Here is a 16,769-nt window from a genome sequence, read left to right on the forward strand (position 1 = left end):
ATTCCCTACCGCAACCAAAGATCGGCAAACGGCGCGAGCCCGAACGCCAGGTTCTTGACCCCGCCCACGTGCGCTGCGGCCTGAACACGCAGGATTTCATGTGAGATCGGTATCAGCAGTCCTTCCATCACCAACTGCTTACCGATCCCGGCATACGCTTGCATGCGCGCTTCGCCGTCGGCGGTTGCGCGGATCGCCCGCAACTGTTTATCCATGAGCAGACGGCGCGCTGGCGGGCTCCATTTCTGGAGAATAGGGTTCGACGAGAACCACCCATAGCAGTCCAGATCGGCGTAATTGTTGAGCGGTTCGATTTGCAATACCAGGTCGGCGGAGTCAAGCCATTCATACCGCAGATATTCCGGAACGCTCAACGCGACCACGTCCAGTTCAATCTTTGCTTCCTTAAGCCTTTCCTTTATTGACTCGGTCAACGCCGCCAGACGGCCGATAATTCCTATCGTCACCATGGTCAACCTGGTGTGTTCGGGGATGGGTGGCCGGCCGCGCGGAGCGGCTACCCGATGTTGCCAGTCTGGAAGCAGACCTGACGCAGGCTGTCGTGACTCGTCGTCGGTCGCGATCAGAACGCTCGGGGCGAGCCAGTCAGCCAGCGCCAATCGTTGCTCGGCTGATGCCAGAAGCGGGCGGCTGGAATTGCAACTCACACTGGTACACCCGGGCAGAACTTGTGCAACCTGGTGCTCTGTCTTCGAGCTGGAGCCGGTGTAGCCGAAATGGAGATCGAATGCCGATCTTTCTTCCGATGGCGCAATGACCCAAAGGTCGATCTCATCGAGTAGCGCACGCTCGCGATAGTAGTCTTCGAACACCGTTAGCGTTAGCCGGTACTCGCTACGGCGCGTCACTTTGAAGGGGCCACTGCCCACCGGCATGAGCGAGAAGTCGCTGCTCCGGTTTCTCGGGATGATCGATGCCGAGGGGGCAGCGAGGGAGTGGGGCCACAGATAGTCGGTGAATTTCAGATGGCACGTGACCCTTCGGCCGTCGCCAATCTCTATCGCGTCGAGATGCTCGTAGAGGTAGGCGGAATCTCCCGCTTTGTCGCGTACGCGCAATAGGGTCTGCCGTACGTCTTCCGCTTCCACTTCGCTGCCGTCGTGGAAGCTGAGGCCCGGTCTTAGCCAGAAGTGCCAGGTTTTCGCGTCGTCTTCGGGTTCCCAGTAATGGGCAAGCCCGGGCATCAGTTGCTGCGTAGTCCGATCGAATTCGGTGAGTCGCGAGAATATCTGGCCGACCAGATGACCTTCCGTGCTGGTGGTAATGCCGGTTGGATCAAGCGCCTCGATGGGGTGACCCAGGGGTATCCGAAGCCGGTTACGCGAGCCGCTGGCCTGCGGTGCATGCAGGAAGTCCGGAAGTCGTGCCATTAGCAGCTTGCGCTGTTCGCCATCGAGGCTTGCGAATGCCTCTTCCAGTTCACCATCGGCCAGCAAGCCCGATAAATGATCCAAAGCTACCTGTTGTGGCGAGGCGAGCATCGTCAGGCGCGAAAAATGGCCCCGGCCACGCGCCGCTTCCCAGTGCAACCAACCCTTCTCCTCCATCTTGCGCAGCAACAACCGCGCGTTGCGCTCACTGCAGTTCAAGGTGTCTGCGAGCGCGGGCAAGCCGGGCTGCTCCGGCGTTTTTGCCAGCAACGTGTGTAGTTTCTGGAACTGGTCGATAAGGCGCATAAAAGAGGAAATTAATTTCCTGAAGTCGTCCGTTTTTATTTTCCTCTTTGTCGACCATGATGTCGATACCGTCAACAGGCGGTGGGTTCGAAGGCGGCGAGCGTGCCGCAAAGCGACGCGTGGCCAACTGCGATGTGGTCTTCGCGCGGTGGAAAAAGGAAAGGACACGATCATGAATCGGCAAGAACTCTACATTGACGACAAGAGCGGCGTCGCCCGGAGCGCGCGAGGCCCCCTAGGTCACGGGATTCGCAGCGCGAGCGTTACCCGCATCGGAGTGTGGCTGACCTATGGTTTTAGCCTCGCCTGTGCGCAACCCTTGATGTGGCTTGCAACGATTCTCGCCAGCGCCGATCTCGCAACGGCGCTTGAACTTGCCGTGCCGTTTCAACGGCTAGCCGTGCTGCTGCCGGCGGTGCTTGGCGGAGCAATCCTGCTCACGCCCGCAGGCATCGGTGGTGTGCAACGGCAGCGCTTTGGCTCGACTCTGGCGGCGCTTATACGTCATCGCGATGCGCTGCTCACCGTGGTGCTGGCTGCCGCGGCGATTGTGGCAGTGGGATATGTGCTTTCCTTCGCACTGCTTCATGTGAAGCTGACGGCGTCGATGATGCCAGGCGGCGCGCACAGCCTGTCGATCATCTTTGGCCATGCTAACGATCGGACGGCTGCGCTCTGCCCGGTTCTGCACGCGGTCGCTTTTGCAGTCGCCATTGCGGCAGTGTGGTTTGCGCCGGCGCTGATCGTTCTGCGGCAACGTCCGCCGCTCGAGGCGATGCTGACGAGCTTGCGCGCCATGTTTCATAACGGGCCGGTCGCCCTGGTGTACGCCGCAGTACTGGCTGCCGACGCGATGCTCGTGCCGGTTGCGCCGATGCCGATCCGCGCGCTCGTGCTGACACCGCTAATCAGCGCGTTAATCCTGCTATCCATGCACGGCAGCTACCGCGACATTCTGTCGATCGACCGCTCGAAAGAGGACTAACGCGGTCGACGGTCTTCCGAAAGGCCGTCGACGCAACGACCCGCGCCACTCACGCCGAACCCCAACCTAAAGTATCCTCTATCGCTTCGAGACCTTTTCCAGCGATAGTCAGAATGCCTTCTTTCCCCTTCGACGCGGTACTTTTCGATTGCGACGGCGTGCTCGTCGACTCAGAACTCATCACTAACCGCGTGCTCTCGCAGATGCTCGGCGAGCTTGGCTGGCCCATCAGCGTCGCAGAAACGATGCGCGTGTTCATGGGCAAGGCGGTGCGCGACGAGGCGTCGCTTATCGAGGCCAACACGGGCGTCGCCATCTCGGAGGCGTGGCTGACGCAGTTCAGGGAGCGCCGCAACGCGGCGCTCGAACGTGAACTCGTGGCGATCAATGGCGCGGCTGCGGCGGTAAAGGCCCTCCACACAGCGTTGGACGGCCGCATCGCGGTTGCGTCGGGCGCCGACCGGCACAAGGTCGAGATGCAATTGCAGAAGACCGGCATGCTCGATTACTTCGAAGGCCGCGTCTTCAGCGGACACGAAATGCCGCACACCAAGCCTCATCCCGATGTGTATCTGGCGGCGGCACGCAGCCTGGGGGTGGACCCCAAACGCTGCGCGGTGGTGGAAGACACGGTGACGGGTGCAACGGCCGGCCTGGCAGCGGGCGCGACGGTGTTCGGCTACGCACCCTCCAACGTTGGCCACAGCACGCCGGACGCGTTGCGCGAAGTCGGCGTCGCGCTGGTGTTCGAGGACATGGAGCAGTTGCCGGCCTTGCTCGCGCAATGGCGGCTGGTGAACGCCTGACGGATAACAAGGAACAAAGGAATAGCCTCCATAAGAAAACCCGGCGTCTGAAAACTGGAATCGTGGACGACGGAATCGGGATTGCCGGGCGGATGGGCAAAAGGCATCCTTGGCATGCAGCGAACTCATAATTGTTTCTAGGGTTAACCCTTATTATGTTGCTTTCTGCAACGATCGCCCGTGGAATTGTGACCACGGCCGCGATTGATGTGCCGCTCCAACCCAGTTCTTCGATTCCAGGGCGCAATGTTTGGTCATTTTCAGCGCAGGGCAAAGCATGCGGCTAACCGCCGGTTGAATACCTTGCATGCGGTCGCTGACTACGCGTCGCGGCGGCGCCCGGTGTGGATGGTGTCGTTCGCGGTGGACGAGGCGAACCTGTCCGAGGGCCTGCGCGCCGCGTGCGCATCGACGGCGATGCTGGTGCTCGGCAATCTGCTGCATGACCCGTTGTTTGCATGGGCGGCCATTGGCGCCTTCTGGACCTGCCTCGCCGACGCGGCGGGGACCAACCGCATGCGCTTCGCTTCGATGATGAGCTTCGCGCTGCTCTCCACACTGTGCGGCGGCCTCACGGCATTCGCCTCCGGCGCCGGCACACTGGCCGCGACGGCGGCGATCCTGCTATTCGCGACGGCCGGCGCGCTCGCCCGGGTGTGGGGCGCAGCGGCCTCGCAAGTGGGCATTCTGGCGGCGACCGCCTGCGTGGTGATGGTCGACAGGCCGATGCACAACCTGCAGCACGGTCTGCTGTTTCTCTCTATCTATCTGTTCGGATGCCTGTTCGCGGTAGTGCTGAGCCTGACCGTGTGGCGCATCCATCCGTTTGGACCCAGCCGCATGGCGTTGCGCGCCGTCTACAGCAGGCTCGCCGATATCGCGCTCGATAGCGCGCGTCTGCTCCGACGCGACACCGCCGACTTCGGGCAATGGGCGCGCCATGCCGCCACCTATCGCGGCCAGGCACGCGCGGCGCTCGAAAGAGCCCGCAAGGTGCTGGCCAAGGTGCCGAACCTGCGCGTCGACAAGCGCGAAACCTACGAGCACCTGCTGCTCGCGCTCGCGGATACCGAGCGCGTGTTCGCCTACCTGATCGCCGTCACCGACGCGTGCGAGCGCGGCCACCACAATCTGCGCGAACCGCAGCGCGCCGCGCGCACGCTGTCGGCAGTGGCCGAGGTGCTGCTGCGCATTGGCCGCGCGGTGAGCGAAGACGCGAGCACCCAGGCGGCTCGAAGCAGCCGCGCGGACGATCAGGCCGGCAGTGACGCGAGGTCCACGCCGGCCGCACTGCAACGCCGTCTGCACAAGCTGGCCCGCGCGCTCGAAGTGGCGCTCGGCGAGCCGCTGGCGCTCAAGCTGCGCTCGGGCTCGCTGGAATTCGAACCGCCGCCGCGGCGCGAGACCGGCTGGTTCGAGGCTGCTGTCGGCAACCTGTCGCGCGCCTGGATGACGCTCAAGGCCAACGCATCGTTCGAATCGATCGGACTGCGGCACGGCGCGCGCGTCGGCGTGGCCGCCACGGCGGGCTTCGTGATCGTGCGGATCCTGCACGTGCCGTTCGGCTACTGGGCGACCATGGCGATCCTGCTGATCCTGCAGCCGTCGATTGCCGGCACCTGGCCGCGCAGCATCGAGCGGGCGGCTGGCAGCATCGCCGGTGGTCTGCTGGCAGCGGCGATCGGCCTCGCGATTCATGCGCCGATCGGCATTTCGCTGGTGGTGTTTCCGCTCGTCTGCGCGACCATGGCGCTGCGTACCGTCAGCTACAGCCTGTTCGTGCTGTTCCTCACACCGACCTTCGTGCTGGTGGCGGACTTTGCCGCGCCAGCGGGCCACGAGTGGATGTATGCGGTGACCCGGCTCGGCAATAACGTACTTGGCTGCCTGATCGCACTCGTCGCGACGTTCCTGTTATGGCCGAGCCGCGAGCCGGTGGATTTTCGCGTTCGCCTCGCCGACGCGGTCGGGGCAAACCTGAACTATCTGGTGAGCGCGCTCGAGCATGCGGGCGGCGAAGATACCGAAGTGGAGAAAATGCGTCGTGCAGCGGGCCTCGCGAGCAACAACGCGGAAGAGGCGTTCAACCGCCTGCGGCTCGAGAAGCTGGAAAGCTCGCTGGCCGACCGCGCTGCGATCACGGCGCTCGCGCTGTTGCGGCGCGTTGCAGGGACGGCGACGCGGATGCGGCTTGCCGCCAACAAGACCCAGGCGGACGGTGCGTTGATCGCGTGGATTTCGGCGGTAAGCAAGGAGCTCGACGCGTATTTGCTCGACCGGGCGCAGGTCGAGCCGCGCTCGGAGTTCGAAGCGTTTCCGCGCCGGCACCTGTCGCTGGTCGAAGCGGACGCGGTGAATCAGGTCTCGCATCTGCGCCGACTGCTGGTGGAGAACACGGGCGTCATGGAAGAGGTGGCAGGCAAACCGGTGCTGTCCTGAGCGTTTGCGCGGGACGCACGCCGATGCAAACGGTGCGCGAGGGATAGGCTGTGGCGGATTGGCCTCTGAGTCGCACGCGGTAGCCCAGCAGCCCGCGGCTGCCCACACGCTCAACGATCCCCGCTCTTCACCAGCTGCAAAGGCGTTTCAACAAGAGGCGTCAGGTCCTCCTGGCGGGTCATCTCGGTGAGCGCCTTGAGCGCCACGTCGATGCCGAACACCGCCTGGCGTGCCGCGAACTGATCCACCGTGGCGAGAATCTTGCCGCTATTGAGCAGCGGCCTGATGTCCGGGTTGTTGTTGTAGCCAGTGATGTACACGCTGCCGGTGCGATGCGCAAGGCGAACCGCGTCGACCGCGCCCGTGGCCATATTGTCGTTGGCGCACAGCAATGCGCGAAGTCGCGGATGCTGCGCCAGCATCGTCGCAGCGGCCGCTTTGCCTTTGGCATAGGTATAGTCGCCCGGCGCAACCGCCACGACTTTCATGCCGGCCGCGTCCATGGCAGCCTTGAAGCCCTCGGTGCGTTGCTGTGCGTTGCGGTCGGTCGTGACACCTTCGATGATTCCCACTTCGTCGCCGCGAGCGAGCTTGGTGGCCACGTAATCGCCTATCGTCTCCGCACCCTTGCGGTTGTCCGGACCGACGAACGGCACCGAGAGGTGGAGCGCATCGAGGGCCGCTTCGTCGAGCGGATTGTCGATAGCGATCACGATGATGCCCGCGTTGATGGCGCGCGCTACCACCGGCACCAGCGCCTTCGAATCGGTCGGAGCGAGCACGATGGCGCTGGTGTGCGCGCCGATCAGATCGTCGACCATGCGAATCTGGGTAGCGGTGTCGAGTTCCGTGGACGTGCCGAGCACGTTCAGGTCGAACTGCGAGGCAAAGTGCTTCTGGTAGTTCTGCGCGGCGCTCGCCATGGCGACCGTGAACGGGTCCGCGAGCGACTTCAGAACGAGGGCGATCGTCAACTTGCCAGTCGGTGTGGCCTCGGCAATTTTCGCAACTGTCAGGCCGGCGGCTGCGAGCGCGCCGGCTACGAGCACGCGCCGGCGTGTCTTCTGTACCATTGGCTTCCTTTTGTCGTGCGCGATGGTTAGCGCACAGGAATGATACAGCCTAGCCCGGCGTGAGCATCTCCGGCAAAACCTCGGTTCTCGGCTCGATCGACTGGTTGCTGATATAAGCCCACAACTGCTCGGCTGCCTGGCCGCGTTGCTTGACCGGCCGGTACAGGCGGATTTCAAGTTCGGTCGCCCAGGCGTTGGAGCCGGCTCGCACCAGCGTGCCTTCGTGCAACTCTTTGGTGATGCAGCTTTCGGGCAGCCAGCCGATGCCGTGACCCGCCACCACCATGCCTTTCAAGGCCTCGGACATGTGGGTTTCAAAGCAGCGGTACAGCGAATAGGGCTCGGTGGCATTCATCAACAGCATTTCCACGACGTTGCCGAGGAACGCGCCCGACGAATAGGCGAGCAGCGGCAGCGGCCGCCCGGTCTTGCCGGGCAGCTCGAACAGCGGTTTGCCGTCGGGACCGGCGGCCGACACCGGCACGATCCGTTCGACTCCGAGCGTCAGAAAGGGAAAGTGATTGGGGTCGAGCGCAATCGGCAATTGCGGGTGGTGATAGCCGATCAGCAGATCGCAGTCGCCCGCCACCAGATGCTGCACGCCCTCTGGCACATTGACCGCCTGGACCCGCGCCATGATGTTGCCAAACTCGTTGGTCAGGCGTTTGAGCCAGTCGGGGAAGAGCGTGAACACAAGCGTGTGGGCCACTGCGAAGTGCACCACATGATCGTTCTCCGCAAACTGCTCATAGCCGCCCACCAGATTGCGGGCCGCGTGCATGCTGCGCAGGATGTCCGCGGCCAGGCTGCGAAACATCCTGCCGGCGGGCGTGAGGGTGATCGGATTGACGCTGCGGTCGAACAGGCGCGTGCCCATCCACGTTTCGAGCGCCACGATTCGTCTACTGAATGCTGACTGGGTGAGATGGCGGCTGCGCGCCGAACGGGAAAAACTCTTCGTGTCAGAAAGAGAAAGAAAGTCTTCCAACCACTTTGCTTCCATATTTATCACTTTTATTGGATCAATCGACAACCGCCATCCGTCGGATACCGGCGACTCTCTAGCCTACCGCCTCGCGCTTCCAGCATACCGATGTTTTTTTTCGATGGGTGTTAGTCGAAATATGCATGAGCGTTGCCGCCATAAATTGGGCTACATACCGTTCGACTGCCTGCCCATGTATTACGCAGTGCTGACACAAGGCAGTGCCGACATGATAAATGCGCGCTGAATGGATTCTGTAACCGGCAATTGTTAATTCCGGTAAGAGACGCCGTGCCGGTTCGTTGGAATTCATCTGTGCGCCATTGCCTATCAACCCGACGGACTATCTCCGGGATTCCGAAACAGCGAACCCGCCTCAAAGGATGGAACTGATTATGTCCACACTGGAAAACCAACCGCATCCCCCCGGCAGCGGTGAATTGGATAAGAAAAGCTGGCTGGAATCGCACGAAGCGGGATATCACAAGACTTTGGGTAACCGTCAGGTGCAGATGATCGCGATTGGCGGCGCGATCGGCACGGGCCTGTTTCTCGGCGCCGGTGCGCGTTTGCAGATAGCGGGTCCGTCGCTGGCAATTGTTTATCTGGTGTGCGGCGTATTCTCGTTTCTGATTCTGCGCGCGCTCGGCGAACTGGTGATGCACCGTCCGAGCAGCGGCAGCTTCGTGTCGTATGCGCGCGAATTTCTCGGCGAAAAGGCTTCGTTCGTAGCCGGCTGGATGTATTTCCTGAACTGGGCGATGACCGGTATCGTCGACATTACGGCCGTCGCGCTATACATGCATTACTGGGGCGCCTTTACGTCGGTGCCGCAATGGGTGTTCGCGCTGATTGCGCTGTGCATCGTCGCGGCGATGAACCTGATCGGCGTGAAATGGTTCGCCGAGATGGAGTTCTGGTTTGCCCTCATCAAGGTGGCCGCCATCTCGCTGTTCCTCGTGATCGGCACGATCATTCTCGGCACAGGCGTGCACGTGGCCGGCAACAGCACCGGCGTGCATCTGATCAGCGAGAACGGCGGCTTCTTTCCGCACGGTCTGCTACCTGCGCTCGTGCTGGTGCAAGGGGTGGTGTTCGCCTTTGCCGGCGTCGAACTGGTGGGCACCGCCGCGGGCGAGTGCAAGGACGCGCGCAAGGTGCTGCCGCGCGCCATCAATAGCGTGATCTGGCGGATCGCCTTGTTCTACGTAGGCGCGGTGGTGCTGCTGGTGTGCCTGCTGCCGTGGAGCGCGTACAAGGCAGGGCAGAGCCCGTTCGTCACCTTCTTCGGTCAGCTCGGCGTGCCGGGCGTGGGTTCTGTGATGAACATCGTCGTGCTTTCCGCCGCGCTGTCGAGCCTGAACTCCGGCCTGTATTCGACTGGCCGCGTGCTGCGGGCGCTGTCGATGGGCGGCTCCGCGCCGAACTTCCTGTCGCGCATGAGTTCGCAGTCGGTGCCGTATGCCGGCATCCTCGTGACCGTGGCGATCTACATCGTGGGCGTGGTGCTCAACTACTTCGTGCCGTCGAGCGTGTTCGAGATCGTGCTCAATATCGCTTCGCTCGGCATTCTCAGCACCTGGGGCTTTATCGTGGTCTGCCAGATGAAATTCCGTCAGGCGGTAGCGCGCGGCGAAGCGGAGCCGGTGACCTTCCGGATGCCCGGTGCGCCGGTCACCTCGTGGCTTACCCTGGCGTTTCTGCTGGGCGTGCTGGTGCTGATGGCCTTCGATTATCCTAACGGCACGTGGACGGTCGCCTCGATCCCGGTTGTGGTGCTGCTGCTGGTGGCCGGCTGGTACGGCGTGCGCCGCCGCGCGGGAGCGATGATGAAGCCGACCATTCCGTCGGTCACCCTGACGCAGAGCGTTCTCGAGGACAACCCCCGCTAGTCATGACCACTATTTCGGCCAATTTCGCTATGCCGCCAGACCCGCTACACTGGCAATACACGCACGACCTGCAATAACGACGGAGAACCGAAGTGACGCCATTCGACGAGATGCTGATCTCAGCTGACGGAGTACGCGCGCCGTATGCACGGCTCAAGCAATGGCTCGATGCCCAGAATCCCGCGAACCTCGCACAAAAGGCGCAGGACGCCGAGAGCGTGTTCCGCAGGACCGGCATTACGTTCGCCGTGTACGGCGAGGAAGAGGCGGCCGAGCGCCTGATTCCTTTCGACATCATTCCACGCATCATCTCCGGGCAGGAGTGGACGCGCCTGTCACAAGGCATCGAGCAGCGCGTAATGGCGCTCAACGCATTCCTCGACGATATCTACCATCGTCAGGAGATCGTGCGAGCCGGCAAGATTCCCAAGGAGCTGATCTCGCAGAACGAGGCGTTCCTGCCGGAGATGATCGGCTTCCGTCCGCCGGGCAATGTTTATACGCACATCATCGGCGTCGATATCGTACGCACTGCCGAGAACCAGTTCTACGTGCTCGAGGACAATGCGCGCACCCCCTCTGGCGTGTCCTACATGCTGGAAAACCGCGAGACCATGATGCAGCTCTTCCCCGAGCTGTTTCAGCAGGTCAAGGTGCAACCGGTGGAGGCGTATCCGCAGTTGCTGCGCCAGTCGCTCGCGGCCGTCTGCCCGCCAGGCGGCAATCACGAGAATCCGACAATCGCGGTGCTCACGCCCGGCATTCACAACTCCGCCTACTACGAGCATGCGTTCCTCGCGGATCAGATGGGCGTGCATCTGGTTGAAGGCAGCGATCTGCAGGTGGTGGACGGTCACGTGGCGATGCGTACGACTGAAGGCTTCCGCGCAATCGACGTGCTGTACCGGCGCCTGGATGACGCCTATCTCGACCCGATGACGTTCCGCGGCGATTCGGTGCTCGGCGTGGCCGGCATCATGGATGTCTATCGCGCGGGCAACATCACGATTGCCAACGCGCCGGGTACCGGCATTGCGGACGACAAGGCGATCTATTCGTATATGCCCGAGATCGTCGAGTTCTATACGGGCCGCCAGTCGATTCTCGAAAACGTGCCGACGTGGCGCTGTTCCGAGCCGAGCAGCCTCAAATACGTGCTGGACCATCTCCACGAACTGGTGGTGAAGGAAGTGCATGGCTCGGGCGGCTACGGCATGCTGGTGGGACCGGCGGCATCGAAGAAGGAGTGCGAGGACTTCGCGGCCAAGCTGCGCGCGCGGCCCAACAACTACATCGCGCAGCCGACGCTCGCGCTCTCCACCACGCCGATCCTGACCGAGAAGGGACTCGCCCCGCGCCACGTGGATCTGCGGCCGTTCGTGCTGGTGTCGGACCGGATTCGCATCACACCGGGCGGCTTGACGCGCGTGGCGCTGAAAGAGGGTTCGCTGGTCGTGAATTCGAGCCAGGGCGGCGGCACCAAGGATACGTGGGTGCTGGCCGACTAAGGGCCGACCAGGGGCCGCGAGGCCGGCAGGAAGCACGCAAGGCATCAGGCAGGCAACAGGCAGCAACAAACAGAAACAGGATCGGGACAGCACATGCTTCTTGGACGCACAGCAAGCGGGCTCTACTGGATGCACCGCTATATCGAGCGCGCGGAAAACATCGCGCGGGTGGTCGATGCGGGACTGCGCATGTCGCTCACGCGTAGCACCGACGCGCCGGCCACGTGGTCGTCGGTGGTGGTCACCTCCGGCACGGAAGCGGGCTTTCGACAGAAGCACGACGTCTGCACGGCCGAGACGGTTTCCGATTACCTGCTGCGCGACATCGACAATCCGTCGAGCGTGCTGGCGAGTATCGAAGTGGCGCGTTCGAATGCGCGCATGGTGCGCACGGCGCTCACGCGCGAGACGTGGGAAAGCGTGAACGAAGCGTGGATGACGATCAGGCGCCTGCTGGCCGCGCCGGTTCCGTCCAGCGAATTGCCGGGCACGCTCGACCGCATCAAACGTCAGGCCGCGCTGATCCGTGGTTCTTTTCACGGCACCATGCTCAGAAACGAGATTTTCAATTTCGCGCGCATTGGTACTTTCATCGAGCGCGCCGACAACACTGCGCGCATCCTCGACGTCAAATATCATCTGCTGCTGCCCTCGGTGTCGTACGTCGGCTCGACGCTCGACAACTACCAGTGGGAGTCGATCCTGCGCTCGGTCGACGCGCACCGCTCGTACCGCTGGGTCTACGACGTGCAGTACAAGCCGGTCAACATCGCCGACTATCTGATTCTCAACGGCCGCATGCCGCGTTCGCTGAACTTCTGCTACCAGAACATCGTCGAGAACCTGCGATTCCTGGCGCAGGACTACGGTGCGACGCACAGTTGCCATTCGACCGCCGACAGGACTCTCGCCACGCTCAGGGACAACTCGGTCCAGCGGATTTTCTCGCGTGGCCTGCACGAGTTTCTCACCGGCTTTATCGCGCAGAACAACCGGCTCGGCTTTGAAATTGCCGAGACCTATAACTTCGATTGAGTACGGCCATGCGTATCGCCATTCGCCACACTTCTCACTACCAGTACGACCAACCGGTTCCTTATGCCTTGCAGCGGCTGCGGCTGCGTCCGCAGTCCGGCCCGGGGCAGAACGTGCTCGACTGGCGCGTGACGGTCGACGGCGTCGAACCGAACGTAAGCTGGACTGACGGTCTGGGCAATCGCGTCGATCTCGTGCGGCACGAGCGCAACAAGAGCGAGATCGTGATCGTCGCCGAAGGCACGGTCGAGACCCAGGACATGGCCGGCATCTACGGCTTCATCAACGAGATTGCGCCGCCCTGGATCTTCGAGCGCGAGACTCCGCTCACCCAGGCAGGCGAGCGCGTGCAGGCGCTCGCCGCTACCGTGCGCGCGGGCGACGGGCAACTGGACATGTTGCACAAGCTGACCAACGCCATCCACCAGCAGATTGCCTATGTGCCCGGCGCCACCGGGGTCGGCACCGATGCCGAGACGGCGTTGCGCGAAGGACACGGGGTTTGCCAGGACCATACGCATGTCTTTATCGCCGCGGCGCGCAGCCTCGGCGTGCCGGCCCGCTATATCTCGGGCTATCTGCTGATGGATGACCTGGAGCAGCACGGTGCCAGTCACGCGTGGGCCGAAGCGCATGTGGACGGTCTGGGATGGGTGGGGTTCGACGCGGCTAACGACAAATGCCCGGACGACCGCTACGTACGTATCGCGACCGGCCTCGATTACCGCGATGCGATGCCGGTGTCGGGCGTGCGGACGGGGCAGGGGGCGGAGTCGCTAACCGTCACGGTCACGGTATTGCCGGCGTCGGGCCAGAGTCAAAGTCAGAGTCAGGGCTAAGCGCATCAACGCGGGCCGCGTCTGGGCGGCCCCGTCAAGCCGACCTCATCAACACCGAACGAAGCAAAGATCGGCAATTCCCCGTACGCTTACGCCTGACGATTTCACACTGAGCCGTCATGCACCCGCCTACTGCATAGGGGAAGAGTGTCGTGAAAGATCCGCTCGTTATCGGTTTCGCGCTGCTGGCGGTGGACATTGCGCTCTGGCGCGCCGGCTTGCCGCGTCAGGGCACGCTGCGTCTCGTCTTACGCCTCGTGATCTTCGCCTTCTACAGTGCCGTGCTGTTCGGCTACGGCATGAATCCGCTATCGCCTGCACCGTGGCCGGAGTCGTGGCTGCGTCATCTGGGCGCGCAGATTCTGGAGGTGCTCTGGTGGCTCAATGGCGCGCGCCTGCTCACGCAGTCGCTCGACGCGGTGTTCGTCTCGCGTAGCTGGCACAAGGAGCGGCTCTTCCAGGACGTACTGGGCGCGCTGGTGTTTCTCGCCGCCGCGGTCGCTTCACTCGCCTTTGTGCTGAACATTCCCGTGCGCGGCCTCGCGGCCACCTCGGGCGCGCTCGCGATCGTGGTAGGTCTCGCCATTCAGAGCACCTTGAGCGACGTGTTCGCCGGCATCGTGCTCAATACGACCGAGCCCTACCACATCGGCAACTGGGTGAGCGTCGACGGCGTGGAAGGCCAGGTCATGGAAATGAACTGGCGCGCCACGCACCTGCTGACGTCGCAAGGCAACATCGTGATCGTGCCGAACAGCGTGGCCGCCAAAGCCAAGATCGTCAACAACAGCCGGCCTTCGACGCTGCATGGCGTATCGATTACGCTGGAAATCTCTCCACAGGAGCGCCCTGCGCGGGTGCTCGGCGCGCTGGAGCAGGCTCTCGTGGGCATCGGCACGGTGCTGAAAACGCCTGCGCCGTACGCGCTGGTCAAGTCGGCCTCGGTCGATTCGATTCGCTATGAAGTGACGGCATACGTCGACGACATGGCGAAAAAATCGGCTGTCACAAACGAACTCTACGATCTTTGCTACCGGCATCTCGATGCAGCCGGCATCGAACTGCGGCCATTGGGCGTTCCTGCACCGCCGCAATCGGGTGTCGACCGGTTGCAGCGTCTGCTTGGACGCGTCGAACTGTTTCGCACGCTGCAGGTCGATGAACTGGCGGGGCTGTCGAGCAAGATGTCGCGTCACGAGTACCAGGCCGGCGAGTTGGTGGTCGGATCGGACGCGGTGACCGATTATCTGATGATTGTCGAATCGGGCGTCGTGTCGGTGGAAGTGACCACGCCTTCGGGCGTCGTCGAGCCGGTCCGTCTCGGCCCGGGCGACGCCGTCGGAGAAGCCGGCGTGCTGGCAGGACTGCCGGTGCGCGCCAAACTCATCGCCTTGACGCACACTGTGATCTACCGTCTGAACAAAACGGATCTCACGCCCGTGTTGAAGCGCCGCCCTGATATCGGGCAACAGATGTGTCAAGTGCTGTCACAGCGGGAAGACAAACTGCTTCAACTCGGCAGCCCGCCCGAGGCTCAGGTGGTGACCGAGCGTTCGCTATTCGACTGGTTGCGCGACGGCATGCGCAAGTTGCATGATCTGACGGTCTAGGAACCCCGCAAGTACTCTGAAGGTAGCAAGGTGTGAAGTTCCCGGGGCGGGCGGCTTTGCTGTCGGCCCTTCCTTACCATCCACTAACAGGGCCGCCCACATCAGGCGCGCGGGTTGATTCGCACGGCTCGATCGACGCGGTCGTCAAGGAGTAGCTTATGGCCCGCCACACCATCGCCGACTATCTGGCGAAAACGCTCGCAGCCGCGGGCGTCGAGCGCATCTGGGGCGTGACTGGCGACAGTCTCAACGGACTGGCGTACAGCCTCGACCAGCTCGGCTCGATCCGCTGGATGCATACGCGTCACGAAGAAGTCGCTGCATTCGCAGCTGGCGCAGACGCCGCCTCGACCGGCAAGCTCGCCGTCTGTGCCGGTAGCTGCGGCCCCGGCAATCTGCATCTGATCAACGGGCTGTTCGATTGCCACCGCAATCATCAGCCGGTGCTGGCGATCGCCGCACATATTCCGTCGACGGAAATCGGCCTCGGCTACTTTCAGGAAACCCATCCGCAGGACCTGTTCAAGGAGTGCAGCCACTTCGTCGAACTGGTCTCCAACGCGTCGCAGTTTCCGCGCGTGCTGGAGCGCGCGATGCGCACCGCCATCGAGGAACGCGGCGTGGCCGTGATCGTGTTGCCCGGCGATATCGCGCTGAGCGAAGGGCCCGCCGAAACGCCGCGCTGGAGTACCAGCGAACCCTCCACCATCGTGCCCGCGCAAGCCGATCTCGAGCGGCTTGCGGGTATGCTCAACGGATGCGAAGCCGTGACGATCATGTGCGGCAGCGGCGTGGCGGGAGCGCATGACGAAGTGGTTGCGCTGGCCGACACGCTCGGCGCCCCGATTGTCCACGCGCTGCGCGGCAAGCCTTTTATCGAATACGACAATCCGTACGACGTCGGCATGACCGGCCTGATCGGCTTCAGCTCCGGCTATCACGCGATGATGTCGTGCGACACGCTGCTTCTGCTGGGCTGCGATTTCCCTTATCGGCCGTTCTATCCGCCCGAGGCCAAGGTCGTGCAGATCGACCACAAGGGTTCACAACTGGGCAAGCGTGCGCCGCTCGCGCTCGGACTCGTGGGTACGGTCAAGGAAACGGTGAGCGCGCTCTTGCCGAAGCTGCAGCGCAAGACGGACCGCAAGTTTATCGACAACGCCCGCAAGCACTATGTGTCAGCCCGCAAGGGGCTCGACGAACTGGCCACGCCGGCAGGTCCGGGCCGGCCGATTCATCCGCAGTATCTGGCCAGAATGATCGACCAGGTGGCGAGCGAGGATGCGATCTTCACCGCGGACGTCGGTACGCCGACGCTATGGGCAGCGCGCTATCTGACGATGAACGGCAAGCGGCAACTGCATGGCTCGTTCAATCATGGATCGATGGCCAACGCCATGCCGCAGGCGCTCGGTGCGCAGGCGGGCCATCCGCAGCGCCAGGTGGTGTCGCTGTCGGGCGATGGCGGTCTGTCGATGCTGCTCGGCGATCTGCTCACCGCTCGCCAGCTCGACCTGCCGATCAAGGTGGTGGTGTTCAACAACAGCCTGCTGGGCTTCGTTTCGATGGAGTTGAAGGCGGGCGGCTACCTCGATACCAATGTCGATCTCAGCAAGACCGACTTCGCTGCGATCGCTCAGGGCGCGGGCATTTTCAGCATTCGGGTGGAAGAGTCGGAAGGCGTCGAGGCGGCCTTGCAAAAGGCGTTTGCGCATCCGGGACCGGCACTCGTCGACGTCGTCACGTCCAAACATGAGCTTGCCATGCCGCCCACCATCGAGCTGTCGCAGGCGAAGGGCTTCAGTCTGTATATGCTGCGCGCGATTCTGAGCGGACGTGGTGACGAGATCGTCGAACTGGCAAAAACCAACTTGCGTTGATACGACGGGCGGGTGGTAGT

At 62.8% G+C, this 16,769-nt stretch carries 12 protein-coding genes; 9 read left to right on the forward strand and 3 right to left on the reverse strand.

Annotated features, from left to right (window positions below):
* Positions 1-5 precede the first annotated feature (5 nt).
* Entirely contained in the window at positions 6-1,772 is a 1,767-nt protein-coding gene (locus tag BUS06_RS09245; protein ID WP_167379379.1) for an ABC transporter substrate-binding protein, read from the reverse strand.
* Positions 1,773-1,869: 97 nt separating this feature from the next.
* Between BUS06_RS09245 and BUS06_RS09250 the strand changes: the two genes are divergently transcribed.
* The 3 genes from BUS06_RS09250 to BUS06_RS09260 all read left to right on the forward strand — a co-directional run bounded on the left by BUS06_RS09250 (position 1,870) and on the right by BUS06_RS09260 (position 5,927).
* The gene (locus tag BUS06_RS09250; protein ID WP_074263996.1) at positions 1,870-2,682 is read left to right on the forward strand and encodes a hypothetical protein; all 813 of its coding nucleotides are present in this window, start codon (positions 1,870-1,872) and stop codon (positions 2,680-2,682) included.
* A 113-nt stretch (positions 2,683-2,795) separates the two neighbouring features.
* Entirely contained in the window at positions 2,796-3,488 is a 693-nt protein-coding gene (locus BUS06_RS09255) for an HAD family hydrolase (protein ID WP_074263997.1), read from the forward strand.
* 246 nt (positions 3,489-3,734) lie between these two features.
* The gene (locus BUS06_RS09260) at positions 3,735-5,927 is read left to right on the forward strand and encodes an FUSC family protein (RefSeq protein WP_074263998.1); all 2,193 of its coding nucleotides are present in this window, start codon (positions 3,735-3,737) and stop codon (positions 5,925-5,927) included.
* A gap of 110 nt (positions 5,928-6,037) precedes the next feature.
* Here BUS06_RS09260 and BUS06_RS09265 read toward each other — a convergent pair whose 3' ends face one another.
* Both BUS06_RS09265 and BUS06_RS09270 read right to left on the reverse strand, forming a co-directional pair.
* Positions 6,038-7,000, reverse strand: a complete 963-nt coding sequence (locus BUS06_RS09265; RefSeq protein ID WP_074263999.1) for a substrate-binding domain-containing protein — start codon at positions 6,998-7,000, stop codon at positions 6,038-6,040.
* A 49-nt stretch (positions 7,001-7,049) separates the two neighbouring features.
* Complete coding sequence (locus tag BUS06_RS09270; protein ID WP_074264000.1) at positions 7,050-8,003, reverse strand: LysR substrate-binding domain-containing protein; 954 nt, start codon at positions 8,001-8,003, stop codon at positions 7,050-7,052.
* A 377-nt stretch (positions 8,004-8,380) separates the two neighbouring features.
* Here BUS06_RS09270 and ansP point away from each other — a divergent pair, with 377 nt between their 5' ends.
* The 6 genes from ansP to poxB all read left to right on the forward strand — a co-directional run bounded on the left by ansP (position 8,381) and on the right by poxB (position 16,749).
* Positions 8,381-9,877: an L-asparagine permease gene (gene ansP / locus BUS06_RS09275; RefSeq protein ID WP_083611373.1), complete on the forward strand. Its 1,497-nt coding sequence runs from the start codon at positions 8,381-8,383 to the stop codon at positions 9,875-9,877.
* A 92-nt stretch (positions 9,878-9,969) separates the two neighbouring features.
* Positions 9,970-11,385: a circularly permuted type 2 ATP-grasp protein gene (locus BUS06_RS09280; protein ID WP_074264001.1), complete on the forward strand. Its 1,416-nt coding sequence runs from the start codon at positions 9,970-9,972 to the stop codon at positions 11,383-11,385.
* A 93-nt stretch (positions 11,386-11,478) separates the two neighbouring features.
* The gene (locus BUS06_RS09285; RefSeq protein ID WP_074264002.1) at positions 11,479-12,420 is read left to right on the forward strand and encodes an alpha-E domain-containing protein; all 942 of its coding nucleotides are present in this window, start codon (positions 11,479-11,481) and stop codon (positions 12,418-12,420) included.
* An 8-nt stretch (positions 12,421-12,428) separates the two neighbouring features.
* A complete protein-coding gene (locus BUS06_RS09290) occupies positions 12,429-13,259 on the forward strand; it encodes a transglutaminase family protein (RefSeq protein WP_074264003.1) in 831 nt (276 codons plus the stop codon).
* A 152-nt stretch (positions 13,260-13,411) separates the two neighbouring features.
* The gene (locus tag BUS06_RS09295; protein ID WP_074264004.1) at positions 13,412-14,869 is read left to right on the forward strand and encodes a mechanosensitive ion channel family protein; all 1,458 of its coding nucleotides are present in this window, start codon (positions 13,412-13,414) and stop codon (positions 14,867-14,869) included.
* A gap of 158 nt (positions 14,870-15,027) precedes the next feature.
* Positions 15,028-16,749 carry a ubiquinone-dependent pyruvate dehydrogenase gene (gene poxB / locus BUS06_RS09300; RefSeq protein ID WP_074264005.1) on the forward strand — a complete coding sequence of 574 codons (1,722 nt, stop codon included), beginning with the start codon at positions 15,028-15,030 and terminating at the stop codon, positions 16,747-16,749.
* Positions 16,750-16,769: the final 20 nt, after the last annotated feature.

This window comes from Paraburkholderia phenazinium (assembly GCF_900141745.1).
GTDB classification, from domain to species: Bacteria; Pseudomonadota; Gammaproteobacteria; order Burkholderiales; family Burkholderiaceae; genus Paraburkholderia; species Paraburkholderia phenazinium_B.

Bases quoted from the DNA above. Each gene is read 5' to 3' on its own strand.
- BUS06_RS09250 (WP_074263996.1), top strand. From the start codon at position 1,870: ATGAATCGGCAAGAACTCTACATTGACGACAAGAGCGGCGTCGCCCGG.
- BUS06_RS09255 (WP_074263997.1), top strand. From the start codon at position 2,796: ATGCCTTCTTTCCCCTTCGACGCGGTACTTTTCGATTGCGACGGCGTG.
- BUS06_RS09260 (WP_074263998.1), top strand. From the start codon at position 3,735: ATGTTTGGTCATTTTCAGCGCAGGGCAAAGCATGCGGCTAACCGCCGG.
- BUS06_RS09265 (WP_074263999.1), bottom strand. From the start codon at position 7,000: ATGGTACAGAAGACACGCCGGCGCGTGCTCGTAGCCGGCGCGCTCGCA.
- BUS06_RS09270 (WP_074264000.1), bottom strand. From the start codon at position 8,003: ATGGAAGCAAAGTGGTTGGAAGACTTTCTTTCTCTTTCTGACACGAAG.
- ansP (WP_083611373.1), top strand. From the start codon at position 8,381: ATGTCCACACTGGAAAACCAACCGCATCCCCCCGGCAGCGGTGAATTG.
- BUS06_RS09285 (WP_074264002.1), top strand. From the start codon at position 11,479: ATGCTTCTTGGACGCACAGCAAGCGGGCTCTACTGGATGCACCGCTAT.
- BUS06_RS09290 (WP_074264003.1), top strand. From the start codon at position 12,429: ATGCGTATCGCCATTCGCCACACTTCTCACTACCAGTACGACCAACCG.
- poxB (WP_074264005.1), top strand. From the start codon at position 15,028: ATGGCCCGCCACACCATCGCCGACTATCTGGCGAAAACGCTCGCAGCC.